Origin of the sequence: Inquilinus sp. 2KB_23 (assembly GCF_052115705.1) — a bacterium.
Taxonomy (GTDB): Bacteria; Pseudomonadota; Alphaproteobacteria; order DSM-16000; family Inquilinaceae; genus Inquilinus; species Inquilinus ginsengisoli_A.
Genome location: NZ_JBFRHF010000042.1, coordinates 23969 through 36133, shown reverse-complemented (window position 1 = coordinate 36133; position 12165 = coordinate 23969). Strand labels below are relative to the sequence as shown.

The window sequence follows — 12165 nt, the reverse complement described above, 5'->3', positions numbered from 1 at the left end:
GGCTGGCCGGCCTGGGCCCCGGCCCGCTGCACGAGGACAGCATCGGCCCGGGGCCGGAGCGGCCGGTGCTGGGCTGGGCCGTCAGCCGCCCGCTCGACCCCGCTGAAGCCGACCGGCTGCGCCAGGCCGCGCGCTTCGCCGCCGCGCCGCTGGCCGCCCTGGCGGCGCAGGCGACGCTGACCGCGCTGCTGGAGGCCTATCTCGGCCGGCGCAGCGCCGCCCGGGTGCAGGCCGGCGCCATGCGCCGCGACGCCGGCGACAGCATCCGCGCTGTCCTGCTGTACGCCGATCTGCGCGACTTCACCGCTTTGTCGGAGGTGACGGCCCCGGCGGCGGTGATCGCCGCGCTGGACTCCTGGTTCGACCGCATCGCCGGGGCGGTGCACGCCTTCGGCGGCGAGGTGCTGAAGTTCATCGGCGACGGCGTGCTGGCGATCTTCCCGGTCGCCGGCCCGCCCGCCGCCGCCTGCGACGCGGCGCTGCGCGCGGTGGTCGCGGCCCGGGCCGGGATGGCGCATCTCGATGCCGCCCGGCAGGCCCAGGGCCTGCCGCCCCTGCCCTTCGGCGCGGCGGTGCATCTGGGCGAGATGCTGTGGGGCAACATCGGCGCGGCCGACCGGCTGGACTTCACCGCCATCGGCCCGGCGGTCAATCTGGTCAGCCGGCTGGAGGGGCTGTGCCGGCCGCTCGGCCGGTCGGTGCTGATCTCGGGCGCGGTCGCGGCCGAGACCGCGATGCCGCTGGTGCCGCTGGGGGAACACGCGCTGCGCGGCATCGCCGCGCCCTGCGCCGTCTTCACATTGCCGGACGCATGACCGGCCGGTCCTGGCCCGTGGCGGCGGCCAGCAGCTCCTCGCAGATCTCCGCGATCAGCAGCCAGGTCGCCACCCAATGGGGCTGGTCGGCGGGATCGCAGGAATCCGCCTGGCGCCGCGCCTCGTCCGGCGCGCCATCGCCATGGCGGCGCAGCAGGACCTGGGCGGAGCGCTCGATCTCGCAGGCCGTCAAGCCGCTCATGCGGGGATACCGGACAGGGGGGGCCATCCCCCCATCTACATAAAATATATAAAATTGTCTATATGCAAAGGCGAGACCCGGCCGCGGCTTGTTCCAGAGGGCTGACGCCAACAAAAAAGGAGAGGATCCCTATCCGGAATCCTCTCCCGCTCTAGCTGGAAAGACTTAAGCCGCCTTTTTGAGGTAACCGCCCTTGACCAGCGCTTCGGCGATCTGGACCGTGTTCAGCGCCGCGCCCTTGCGCAGATTGTCGGCGGCGACCCACATCGACAGACCGTTCTCGATCGTCGAGTCCTCGCGGATGCGGCTGACATAGACCGAATCCTCGCCCGCGACCTCGACCGGGGTGACATAGCCCTCGTCCTGCCGGTGGTCGACCACCGCGACGCCCGGCGCCCGCTTCAGCGCGGCCCGCGCCTCGCCGGCCGAAATCGGCCGCTCGAACTCGATGTTCACCATCTCGGCATGGCCGATGAACACCGGCACGCGCACGCAATGGGCGATGACCTTGATCGAGGGGTCGAGGATCTTTTTGGTCTCGACCACCATCTTCCACTCTTCCTTCGTCGACCCGTCATCCATGAAGCTGTCGATGTGCGGGATGACGTTGAAGGCGATCTGCTTGGTGAACTTCTCCTTCACGATCGGATCGTTCACGTAGACGGCGCGGGTCTGGTTGAACAGCTCGTCCATCGCCTCCTTGCCGCCGCCGGAGACCGACTGGTAGGTCGAGACCACGACGCGGCGGATCTTGGCGAGGTCGTGCAACGGCTTCAGCGCCACCACCATCTGGATGGTCGAGCAGTTGGGGTTGGCGATGATGCCCTTGCGGGTGAACTGCGCGATCGCCTGCGGGTTGACCTCGGGCACCACCAGCGGCACGTCCGGGTCCATCCGGAAATGCGAGGTGTTGTCGATCACCACCGCCCCGGCCTTGGCCGCGCGCGGGCTGTGCACCGCCGAGACCTTGGCGCCCGGCGAGGACAGCACGATGTCGATGCCCTTGAAGTCGAAGCTGGCGAGCTCCTGGATCCTGAGGATGTCATTGTCGCCGAAGGACACCTCGCGCCCGATCGAACGCTCCGACGCCAGCGCGACGACCTGGTCGACCGGGAACTCCCGCTCGGCGAGGATGGAAAGCATCTCGCGACCGACATTGCCGGTGGCTCCGATGACCGCGACCCGATAGCCCATGTCTTTGATCCGGCTTGTTCGATTGCTGTGACGGATGCACTCGGTAGAATGGTTGCCGGCCTGCGCGCAACGGCGCAGCCATGCGATTCGCGCGTGACGATCATGCCGTCAAGTGCCGGCTGTCGGCTGGACCAAACGGGATTTCCGAGATCCGCCTATAGATGGGCCGGCGGCAACATCCTGCAACCCTTGAGCTTCCTGGAGGGAAACGCGATGGCCGAGAAGCTGCCGAGCTATTCCGCCTTCTGGCCCTATTACCTGCGCGAGCACGGCCGGGCGCGAACCCGGGCGCTGCACTTCCTGGGCACCAGCCTGGCCTTGATCTGTCTCATCCTGCTGATCGTCACCGGCAATTGGTGGTGGCTGCCGGCGGCGCTGGTCGCCGGCTACCTGTTCGCCTGGATCGGGCATGTCTTCATCGAACACAATCGCCCGGCCACCTTCATCCATCCGCTGTGGTCGCTGGCCAGCGACTTCCGCATGTACGCGCTGTGGGTCACCGGCCGCTTGAATGGTGAGCTGCGCCGCGCCGGGCTCGAACCCTAGAGACCGTCCCATAATGCTACTGGCGTGGCGGCATGATAGCGATGTCAGGACGACGGCGGAGGCCATCGCGCTGCTGCAGGCCGCGGGCACGGCCGGGCGGGCGGCCTGACCCCCGGCCGCCCCCCCAAACGCGACCGAGCCCGCTCCGGTCTCCCGGGGCGGGCTCGTGACGTCGAGGGGACGACGCCGGCCGATCAGAACCGGTAGCGCAGGCCCATGGCGACGATGTCGACGCTGCTGCTGTTGCTGGCGTCGTAGGACACCCGCGTCTCCAGCGGCGTGCCGACATAGAAGTCGCGATCCGCATCCAGCTTGTGCGCGTCCATGAAGACGTGGGTGTAGCCGAAGTCGACCGACATGTTCTCCATGACGTTGTAGCTGACGCCGGCGGAGAGCCAGTAGCGATCGCCGTCCGGGGTGCGGCTGGAGCGGTAGCCCGACTTGGTCGGCGTCGGGTCGTACTGGAAGCCCGCCCGCAGCGTGAGGTCATCGTTCCAGTAGTATTCGCCGCCGATCGAGAGGCCGACCGTGTCCTGGTAGCGCTGCGTGTTCACCAGGTCGTCGCCGCCGTCCTCGCGCTTGACCCGGATCTCCTTGAACGACGACCAGCCGTACCAGGTGACGCCGCCGAGCAAAGCGATCTGCGGCGTGATCTCCTGGCGGATGCCGAAGGTCACCATCGGGGGCAGGTTCAGCTTGGCGGTGCCGCCGGTGTTGAAATCGGCGGTCGGCGGCAACCCCGGCAGCGGCGGGAAGGCGATGCCTTTGAGCTCGGCCGAGCCGTCCAGCCGGTGATCGACGCCGGAGCGGAAATGCACGCCCAGCCGGGTGCCTTCGACCGGCTGCACGATGGCGCCGATGTTGTAGCCGACCGCCCAGCTTTCGCCCTTGATCGTCAGCTTGCCGTCCTCGTCATAGGCCGGCAGCAGGGCCCCCACCGGGTTGGGCACATGGCTTTCGAGCTTGGCCCAGGCGTAGGAGATGTCGATGCCGCCGCCGATCGACAGCCAGTCGTTGACCCGATAGGCGACGGTCGGCGACACGTTGTAGACCAGCAGCTGGGTCTTGGTGGCGTCGTAGCGGCCGAACCAGTTGCCGTCGTACCGGCTCTCCAGCCCGAAGGGCGCGCCCACGCCGATGCCGACCCACAGCCGGTTGTCGGTGGACGGCACCGGCACGGCGACATAGCCGTGCGGCACCAGCGTCGCGTCGTAGGGGTTGTTGCTCTTGCTCTCGCCCGAGATCCGGCCGGGCGGCGGATCGAAGATGCCGCGCGGCGTGCGGAACGCCGGGTAGTCGATGGTCGAGCCCTTGTCCGTCAGCCGCGAATCCGGGATCAGCAGGCTGCCGCCGAACTGCGCCTCGCCCTGCTTCAGGAAGGTCATGCCGGCCGGGTTGAAGAAGATGGTGCTGGCGTCGTCGGCCGCGGCGGCCCCGCCGGCGAAGGCACGGCCGAGGCCGGTCACGCTCTGCTCCTGGATGAAGAAACCGGCGGCGTTCGCGGCACTGGCTCCGAAGAGCCCCCCGGCGGCGATCCCCGCCACCGCCAGCGCAAGACGCGAAATGCCCCCGATGATCCGCTGATTCATCTCGGCCTGTCCCCCCTGCCGTTGCCCGACCATGTCGCGCAACGATGACGTTTGTAACGTATGACTACGTTTGTAACGCTACCGTCATGCCCAAGACGACAGGTCGTCAAGCACTGATGAAGGGACCGCTCGGATCGGGAGTGTCCAGTAACCAAAACCCCAGCGTGACGCTACGTCAACCATTCTGCGGCGATGGGCCGAAGAAATGGCAAATGCAATGCATTTTTGCCTTGGCGGACGAATCGCAGGGCAATGATTCGCCGTCGCCGGGACTGATGAAAATGCCAGACAAAAGGCGAGGCCAAACGGCCTCGCCTTGTTGCACCGCACAAATACTGAAGAAAGAAGGAACGGTTCAGCGCGAGCGCTGGGCCATGGCCTCGAGGATCGCGGTGCCCATGTCGCCGGTCGAGACCAGCTGGGCCGCGCCGGTGCCGGCGATGTCGGCGGTGCGGATGCCGCGGTCGAGCACGTCGGACACCGCGCCCTCGATCAGGTCGGCCTCGGTGCCGAGGTCGAAGCTGTAGCGCAGCATCATGGCGAAGCTGAGCAGGGTAGCGATCGGGTTGGCCTTGCCCTGGCCGGCGATGTCGGGGGCCGAGCCGTGCACCGGCTCGTACAGCGCCTTGCGGCGGCCGGCGGCATCGGGCGCGCCGAGCGAGGCCGAGGGCAGCATGCCGAGAGAGCCGGTCAGCATCGCCGCCTCGTCCGACAGCATGTCGCCGAACAGGTTGTCGGTGACGATGACGTCGAACTGCTTCGGGTTGCGCACCAGCTGCATGGCGCAGTTGTCGGCCAGCATGTGGCTGAGCTGGACGTCGGAATACTGCTCCTGGTGCAGCCTGGTCACCTCCTCGCGCCACAGCCGGCCGGATTCCATGACGTTCATCTTCTCGACCGAGCACAGCCGGTTGCCGCGCTTGCGCGCCAGCTCGAAGGCGACGGCGGCGACGCGGCGGATCTCCGACGTGGTGTAGACCTGGGTGTTGATGCCGCGGCGTTCGCCGTTGCCGAGGTCGGTGATCCCGCGCGGCTCGCCGAAATACACGCCGCCGGTCAGCTCACGCACGATCAGGATGTCGAGGCCCTCGACGATCTCGCGCTTCAGCGACGAGGCATCGGCCAGGGCCGGGTAGACCAGCGCCGGGCGCAGATTGGCGAACAGCTCCATGTCCTTGCGCAGGCGCAGCAGGCCGGCTTCCGGCCGGATCGAGAAGTCGACGCCGTCCCATTTCGGCCCGCCGACCGCGCCCAGCAGCACGGCGTCGACCGTCATCGCCTTGTCCATGGTCGCGTCGGTGACCGGCACCCCGTTGGCGTCGATCGAGCAGCCGCCGACCAGCGCTTCGTCGATGTCGAAGCCGACGGCGCGCTGGCTGCCCATCCACGCGGCGACGCGCTTGACCTCGCCCATCACCTCCGGGCCGATGCCGTCACCGGCGAGGACGAGGAGCTTCTTGTTGGCAGCCATGGGAAACGACCTTCAGCGGGGGTTGGAGGAACGGTGGTCGCAAGGGACCGGGATCGGGATCTTCCCTCTCCCACTTCCGTCATCCCCGCGAAAGCGGGGATCTCGCGACAATCCTGAAACAGCTTCCCGCTTTCGCGGGAATGACGACCAAGGAATGGGCAGCCGGCGTCAGGCCGCCAGCCAGGGCTGCGCCGCCTTGCGCTTGGCCTCGAAATCGTCGATCGCCGTGGTCTGCTGCATGGTCAGGCCGATGTCGTCGAGGCCGTTGATCAGGCAGTGCTTGCGGAAGGGCTCGAGATCGAAGGAAATCTTCTCGCCGTCCGGCCGGGTGATCTCCTGCTTCTCCAGGTCGACCGTCATGGTCGCGTTGGCGCCGTTCTCGGCGTCCTTCATCAACAGCTCGATCTGCTCCTGCGGCAGGGCGATCGGCAGGATGCCGTTCTTGAAGCAGTTGTTGTAGAAGATGTCGGCGAAGCTGGTGGCCAGCACGCAGCGGATGCCAAAATCCAGCAGCGCCCAGGGCGCATGCTCGCGCGACGAGCCGCAGCCGAAATTGTCGCCCGCGACCAGGATCTGGGCCTTGCGATAGGCCGGCTGGTCGAGCACGAAATCCTTCGGGTTGCCCTGCTCGTCGGTGCGCAGTTCGTAGAACAGGCCGGCGGCGAGGCCGGTGCGCTTGATCGTCTTCAGGAACTGCTTCGGGATGATCATGTCGGTGTCGACATTGACGATCGGCAGCGGGGCGGCGACGGCGGTGAGCGTGGTGAAGGGCTGCATGGCGGCGGCTGTGCTCAAAAGGCCAATGGGGAAGCTTAGCCGCAAAGTCATGCCACAGCCGGCCGCCGGCCCAAAGCGCGGAATCGTCACCCTCCCCGCGGTGCAATTCGCGCCGGGCGCCGCTCAACCGGCCCGGTCACCCTTCGGCAGCGCGAACAGCAGCCCCAAGGTCACCAGCGTCGCCAACCCACCATAGCCGGCCGCGGCGGCGAAGGCGCGGGCATAGGCCGCAGCCTCGCCCAGCCCCGCGGCGCGGGCGCCGTCCAGCACCACGGCGAACAGGATCCCGGCCAGGGCCACGCCGAAGGCGCCGCCGACCTGCTGCATGGTGCTGAGCATGCCGGAGGCCGATCCGATATGGCCGTCATGGATGCCGCCGAGGATGGTGTTGAGCAGCGGCGTCATCAGCAGGCCCTGCCCGACCCCGAGCAGCAGCAGCGCCGGGATCAGCGCCTCCGCCTGCAGCGGCGCGGCCAGCAGCGCCGTGGCGGCGGCGGCGAACTCGCCCAGCGCCGCGATCGCCGCCCCGGCCAGCAGCACCGCGCGCCGGCGCTCGGGCGCCACCCGGCCGGCGGCGATCGAGGCGATCATGAAGGCGACCGCGGCCGGGGAGAACACCAGCCCCGCCGCCAGCGCCGACCGCCCGAGGCCTAGCTGCGCCAGGAAGGCGTAGGCGAGATAGACCGAGTTCATGGTCGAATAGAACACCATCACCAGCAGCACCCCGGCGGCGAAGGCGCGGTCGCGGAACAGTGCCATCTGCAGCAGCGGCGAGGCGCCGCGGCGCGACCGGGCGTGCTGGAGCCAGGCGAACCCGGCCAGCACCGGCACCGCGGCGGCCAGCATGGCCAGCGACCACCCCGGCCAGCCGGCTTCGCGCCCCTCGATCAGCGGATACAGCAGCAGGCCGAGGCCGAGCGCACTGAGCCCGACGCCCACGAGGTCCAGCCGCTGTCCCGGCTTCACCGTGTCGGCCGGGATCAGCCGCGGCGCCGCCACCGCGGCGAGGAGGCCGATCGGGATGTTGAGCAGGAAGATCGGCCGCCAGCTTAGGCCCCAGAGATCGGCCGCGACCAGGATGCCGCCCAGCACCTGCCCAGCCACCGCGGCCAGACCCAGCACCACGCCGAGCGCGGCGAAGGCCTTGGCGCAGTCCTGCGGCTCCGGGAAGGTGACGCGGATCAGCGAGAACACCTGCGGGAACAGCAGCGCCGCGGCGACGCCCTGCAGCAGCCGGGCCAGGATCAGCGTTTCGGCGCTGGTCGCCAGGCCGCACAGGGCCGAGGTCGCGGCGAAGCCGAGCAGCCCGGCGACGAACATCCGCCGCCGGCCGCGCAGGTCGCCCAGCCGCCCGCCGGTGATCAGCGCCACCGCATAGGCCAGGCTGTAGCCGGCCACCACCAGCTCGGCCTGGGCGTAGCTGGCGCCCAGCCCCAGCCGGATGCTGGGGATCGCCACATTGACGATCATCACATCCATCACGGTCATGAACGGGCCGAGCAGCATCACGGCCAGGGCGAGCCAGGGCCGCGCCACGGTCGGCCGCCGGGCGGCCTCGGCCGGGTAGGTCACATCGGTCATCGGGAATCTCCATCGGCGGACCGGCAGTCGGCGACCGGCAGTCCGCCCGCGACAGAGACTGGAGGATGGTCTATAATAGGAAAAGATAAGTTCTTATCCTATTAGTAGAAACAATAGCCTATGCCCGTCTCCGCCCTGCAGCGCACCGACGACCGCCGCGCCTTGTCCGACTTCGTCCGCGACCGCCGGTCCCGCACCAGCCCGGACGAGGTCGGCCTGCCCGCCGGATCCCGCCGCCGCACGCCGGGGCTGCGGCGCGAGGAGGTGGCCCAGCTCGCCGGGGTCGGGGTCACCTGGTACACTTGGTTCGAGCAGGGCCGCGCCATCCAGGTCTCCGCCGACTTCCTGGAGCGGGTGTGCCGGGCGCTGCGGCTGGACCCGGCCGAGCGCCAGCACCTCTACGCCCTGGCGCAGCACCGGCCGCCGCCGCATGCCGCGCCCGGCCTGCCGACGGTCTCGCCGATCCTGCAGTCCCTCTTGGACAGCCTGCCGAACCCCGCCTACATCAAGACCGCGCGCTGGGACGTGGTGGCATGGAACGCGGCCAACACCGCGCTGTTCGGCGACTACGCGGCGATCCCGCCGGCCGAGCGCAACAGCCTGTGGCTGATCTTCACCGAGCCACGCTGGCGCCGGATGATCCCGGACTGGGAGGGCGCCGCCCGCCGCGTCCTGGCCAAGTTCCGCCTGGACCACGGCCGGGCCGGCGCCGACCCCGCCTTTACCGAACTGGTCGAGGCGCTGCAGGCGGCCAGCCCGGAGTTCCGCCGCTGGTGGCCCGGCCAGGACGTGTCGGAGCGCAGCGAAGGGATCAAGCGCATCCGGCACGACACGCTGGGCCTGCTGGAATTCGCCCACGCCACCTTCACCGTCGAAGGCGCGCCGGACCTGCGGATGGTGACCTACACCCCGGTGCCGCGGGCGTAGGGACGTCCGCCCTTACTCCAGCTGGGTGCGGAGCGTCTCCTCGACCGCGCGGTCGAAGCTGTCGACCGGCGCCGAGCCGGCCTGCTTCGCCTGTTCGGCCTCGATGAAGCTGTCGCGCTGGCCGACCAGCGCCGCCATCTCGGTCGTCAGCGCCGCGCGCTCGGCCTGCTGCTGCGCGACATAGGCCTGGCGCTCCTCCGCGGTCTTGCCCCTCAGCACCTCCGGCAGCTCGTCATCCGACACCGACCCCAGCGCCTTGGCGCCGCTGGCGACGTCGGCCACCAGGTCGCCGGCACCGGTCACGACCTCGGTGCGGTCGGACCGCTTGCTGTAGAAGCCGGAATTGTCGGCCTGGACCGAGGCGGGGGCCGACGCGCGCAGGTCCATCTTCTCGCGCAGGCCGTCCTGCTGCACCGCCGAGCCGTAGGGGATCACGGTGGCGTCGATCCGGCGCTGCAGGATGATGATGGCGTCGTCGTAGGGCGTGACGATCGCCGCCACCTGCCCGCCATCCTGCGGGATCGGGATGTAGCGGCCGGCGCCGCGCTGGGCGATGTCCTGCCAGATCTGCCGGGTGTCGCCGGCATTGCCCGCCTGCACCGCGTTGACGATGATGCCGTTCTTGCGCGCGGCGGCCACCACCTCGGCGTATTTCGGGGCGTTGGCGTAGTCCATGTGCGGCGGCGCGTCGCCGACCAGGAAGACGATCTTGCGGGCCTGGCCGCCCTGGCTCCAGCGCACCTTGGTCACCGCGTCGTGCAGCGCCTCGTTCACCGATTCCGGCCAGTCGCCGCCGCCGTCGGCGCGCAGCTGCAGCAGCTTGCCGTACAGACCCTGGATATCCGTGGTCAGCTCGTAGGTCCGGGTGACGTAGTCGTCGCCGCGGTCGCGATAGGCCACCAGCGCGATGCGGATCTCGGCGTCGGGGTTGGCCTCGACGATGGTGGTGGCGATCGACCAGATCTTGCGCTTGGCGCCGTCGATCAGGTCGGCCATCGACCCGGTGGTGTCGAGCACGAAGGCGACCTCGACCTGGGGCCGCCCCTGGTCCTGCCCCTGCACCGCCCAGGCGGGCCCCGCCAGCAGGGCGCCGAGGGCGCTGCCCAGCAGCAGGGTGCGGAGGAATTTGGGTCCACGAACGATCGCGCGCGTCATGGTGGCACTCTCCTAGGGATACCGGCCCGGCAGGGCTCGGTCATGACACTGGTTTCGGCGCCCGCTGCGTCGTTTCCAGGGCGGAATGAAGTGCCATCCTCCCCAATCCGGACATGATCCTGTGCCGGACCGTCGGCACGGGCGGGGCCCGCCCGAATTCGGCCGCAAGCGCCGGAGTGCGCCGCGGGTCGTGGATCGGCACTGTGGCGTCACGACCCCAACCACCGGAACCACCGGGAGACGAACCGATGCCCCGCGCCCTTCTCCACCCCTTGGCCCCCGCCGCCGCTTCCCCTGCCGACCGGGTGGCGCGGATCGACTGGACCGCCGCGGCCGGCGAGCTCGACCAGCAGGGATCGGCGGTGCTGCCGCAGCTGCTGTCGCCCGAGGAATGCCGCAGCATCGCCGCGCTGTATCCCCAGGACGGCCCGTTCCGCAGCCGGGTGGTGATGGGCCGGCACGGCTTCGGCCGCGGCGAGTACAAGTACTTCGCCTATCCCCTGCCCGACCTGGTGGGCGGGCTGCGCGGCGCCCTCTATCCCCGGCTGGCGCCGATCGCCAATGAGTGGAACCGGCGGATGGGGATCGACACCCGCTATCCCGCGGAGCACGAGGCCTTCCTGAAGCTGTGCCACGCCGCCGGCCAGCTGCGCCCGACGCCGTTGCTGCTGCAATACGGGCCGGGCGACTACAACTGCCTGCACCAGGACCTGTATGGTGACCTGGCCTTCCCGCTGCAGGTGGCGATCCTGCTGTCCGAACCAGGCCGCGACTTCACCGGCGGCGAGTTCGTGCTGACCGAGCAGCGGCCGCGCATGCAGTCGCGGCCGGAGGTGGTGGCGCTGCGCCAGGGCGACGCCGTGGCCTTCGCGGTGCATCACCGCCCGGTCGCGGGCACCCGCGGCGACTACCGGGTCAATCTGCGGCACGGGGTCAGCCGCCTGCGCTCCGGCCGCCGGCACACGCTGGGGGTGATCTTCCACGACGCCCGGTGAAGGCCGCCCCGGGTTCGCCCCGGCGGCCGTCTGACGCGGCTTTCTCCGCTTCCGGTGCTCACGCACCAAATGTGCGCTGCGCTCCGGTTCTCGAAAGCCACGCCAGCCGACTCACCGGGACGGGCCCGGAGCGACCTTCTGGAGGTCGGAAACGCCGTGGACGCGGCCCGTCCTATGGTATGGTTCCGCCTCCACCAGCCAAGGTCGCGCCGCCCATGCCCGCTCGCATCGTTTCGCCCGCCCAGCACCGTGTGATGCCCTGGCGCAACGGCGGCGGGACGACAGCCGAGATCGCCTTCGAGCCGGGCGACGGCCCGGCGGGGCTCCGCTGGCGGCTGAGCCTGGCCGACGTGGCGTCGGAAGGCCCGTTCTCCGCCTTTCCCGGCTGCAGCCGGACCATCATGCTGCTGTCCGGCGCCGGCATGGAACTGACGATCAGCGAAGCCGGCGCGGCGCCGAACACCGTCCGCCTCGACCAGCCGCACCAGCCCTTCGATTTCGATGGTGAGGCCGCCACCACCTGCCGGCTGATCGACGGCCCGGTGCGCGACCTCAACGTCATCGCCGACCGGGCGCTGCAGATCGACCACCGGGTGGTGGCGCTGGACGACGCCGATGCAATGCTGGAGCCGGCGACGGTCTGGCTGTTCCACGTGCTGCGCGGCACCGCGGTGATCGACATCGGCCGCCACCTCGCCGTGACCGAGGGCGAGACCGCGATCGTCGAGGACGAGGACGACCGCGCCCCGCATCTGCGCGGCGCCGAGGCCGACAGCTTGGTTTACGCCGTGGCCCTGCGGCCGCGGTAGACGTGCGGACGTAGAGGGCGCGGGATTCTTTTGCTGTCATTGCCCGGCTTGACCGGGCAATCCAGGGGCCACCAAGAGCTGCTCTGGCCGCCCCTGGATGCCAC

Annotated in this window: 12 protein-coding genes; 5 read left to right on the top strand and 7 right to left on the bottom strand. The window is 69.7% G+C overall.

The annotated features are described in order from the left end of the window. A partial coding sequence (locus AB4112_RS34255) for an adenylate/guanylate cyclase domain-containing protein (protein ID WP_441726721.1) occupies positions 1-815 on the top strand: 815 nt, incomplete at its 5' end. On the opposite strand, the gene AB4112_RS34250 is transcribed toward AB4112_RS34255, so the two are convergent. Continuing rightward, positions 796-1017: a hypothetical protein gene (locus AB4112_RS34250; protein ID WP_309795032.1), complete on the bottom strand. Its 222-nt coding sequence runs from the start codon at positions 1015-1017 to the stop codon at positions 796-798. The two genes, AB4112_RS34255 and AB4112_RS34250, sit on opposite strands and share 20 nt — an antisense overlap. Positions 1018-1182: 165 nt before the next feature. Continuing rightward, complete coding sequence (locus AB4112_RS34245) at positions 1183-2211, bottom strand: aspartate-semialdehyde dehydrogenase (RefSeq protein WP_309795030.1); 1029 nt, start codon at positions 2209-2211, stop codon at positions 1183-1185. Between the two features lie 213 nt (positions 2212-2424). On the opposite strand from AB4112_RS34245, the gene AB4112_RS34240 reads away from it, so the two are divergent. Then, the gene (locus tag AB4112_RS34240) at positions 2425-2757 is read left to right on the top strand and encodes an Mpo1-like protein (RefSeq protein WP_441726717.1); all 333 of its coding nucleotides are present in this window, start codon (positions 2425-2427) and stop codon (positions 2755-2757) included. 194 nt (positions 2758-2951) lie between these two features. Here the strand turns inward: AB4112_RS34240 and AB4112_RS34235 are convergent, their stop codons facing one another. From AB4112_RS34235 to AB4112_RS34220, 4 genes are all read right to left on the bottom strand, one after another. Continuing rightward, a complete protein-coding gene (locus AB4112_RS34235) occupies positions 2952-4346 on the bottom strand; it encodes an OmpP1/FadL family transporter (RefSeq protein ID WP_441726714.1) in 1395 nt (464 codons plus the stop codon). Positions 4347-4701: 355 nt separating this feature from the next. Further along, positions 4702-5817, bottom strand: coding sequence for a 3-isopropylmalate dehydrogenase (gene leuB / locus AB4112_RS34230; protein ID WP_309795023.1), 1116 nt, complete (start codon positions 5815-5817; stop codon positions 4702-4704). 168 nt (positions 5818-5985) lie between these two features. Then, a complete protein-coding gene (gene leuD, locus AB4112_RS34225; protein WP_309795021.1) occupies positions 5986-6594 on the bottom strand; it encodes a 3-isopropylmalate dehydratase small subunit in 609 nt (202 codons plus the stop codon). A gap of 123 nt (positions 6595-6717) precedes the next feature. After that, positions 6718-8175, bottom strand: coding sequence for an MFS transporter (locus AB4112_RS34220; protein WP_441726710.1), 1458 nt, complete (start codon positions 8173-8175; stop codon positions 6718-6720). 120 nt (positions 8176-8295) lie between these two features. On the opposite strand from AB4112_RS34220, the gene AB4112_RS34215 reads away from it, so the two are divergent. Further along, the gene (locus AB4112_RS34215) at positions 8296-9102 is read left to right on the top strand and encodes a helix-turn-helix transcriptional regulator (protein ID WP_441726708.1); all 807 of its coding nucleotides are present in this window, start codon (positions 8296-8298) and stop codon (positions 9100-9102) included. A 12-nt stretch (positions 9103-9114) separates the two neighbouring features. Here the strand turns inward: AB4112_RS34215 and AB4112_RS34210 are convergent, their stop codons facing one another. Beyond that, on the bottom strand, positions 9115-10257 hold the full coding sequence (locus AB4112_RS34210) for a vWA domain-containing protein (protein WP_309795014.1): 1143 nt from the start codon (positions 10255-10257) through the stop codon (positions 9115-9117). A gap of 248 nt (positions 10258-10505) precedes the next feature. On the opposite strand from AB4112_RS34210, the gene AB4112_RS34205 reads away from it, so the two are divergent. Next, a complete protein-coding gene (locus tag AB4112_RS34205; protein WP_441726705.1) occupies positions 10506-11252 on the top strand; it encodes a 2OG-Fe(II) oxygenase in 747 nt (248 codons plus the stop codon). A gap of 215 nt (positions 11253-11467) precedes the next feature. Continuing rightward, positions 11468-12061: a HutD/Ves family protein gene (locus AB4112_RS34200; RefSeq protein ID WP_441726703.1), complete on the top strand. Its 594-nt coding sequence runs from the start codon at positions 11468-11470 to the stop codon at positions 12059-12061. Positions 12062-12165: the final 104 nt, after the last annotated feature.

Coding starts and splice junctions, on each gene's coding strand:
- AB4112_RS34250 (WP_309795032.1), bottom strand. CDS start 1,017: ATGAGCGGCTTGACGGCCTGCGAGATCGAGCGCTCCGCCCAGGTCCTG.
- AB4112_RS34240 (WP_441726717.1), top strand. CDS start 2,425: ATGGCCGAGAAGCTGCCGAGCTATTCCGCCTTCTGGCCCTATTACCTG.
- AB4112_RS34245 (WP_309795030.1), bottom strand. CDS start 2,211: ATGGGCTATCGGGTCGCGGTCATCGGAGCCACCGGCAATGTCGGTCGC.
- AB4112_RS34200 (WP_441726703.1), top strand. CDS start 11,468: ATGCCCGCTCGCATCGTTTCGCCCGCCCAGCACCGTGTGATGCCCTGG.
- AB4112_RS34205 (WP_441726705.1), top strand. CDS start 10,506: ATGCCCCGCGCCCTTCTCCACCCCTTGGCCCCCGCCGCCGCTTCCCCT.
- AB4112_RS34215 (WP_441726708.1), top strand. CDS start 8,296: ATGCCCGTCTCCGCCCTGCAGCGCACCGACGACCGCCGCGCCTTGTCC.
- leuB (WP_309795023.1), bottom strand. CDS start 5,817: ATGGCTGCCAACAAGAAGCTCCTCGTCCTCGCCGGTGACGGCATCGGC.
- AB4112_RS34220 (WP_441726710.1), bottom strand. CDS start 8,175: ATGACCGATGTGACCTACCCGGCCGAGGCCGCCCGGCGGCCGACCGTG.
- AB4112_RS34235 (WP_441726714.1), bottom strand. CDS start 4,346: ATGAATCAGCGGATCATCGGGGGCATTTCGCGTCTTGCGCTGGCGGTG.
- leuD (WP_309795021.1), bottom strand. CDS start 6,594: ATGCAGCCCTTCACCACGCTCACCGCCGTCGCCGCCCCGCTGCCGATC.
- AB4112_RS34210 (WP_309795014.1), bottom strand. CDS start 10,257: ATGACGCGCGCGATCGTTCGTGGACCCAAATTCCTCCGCACCCTGCTG.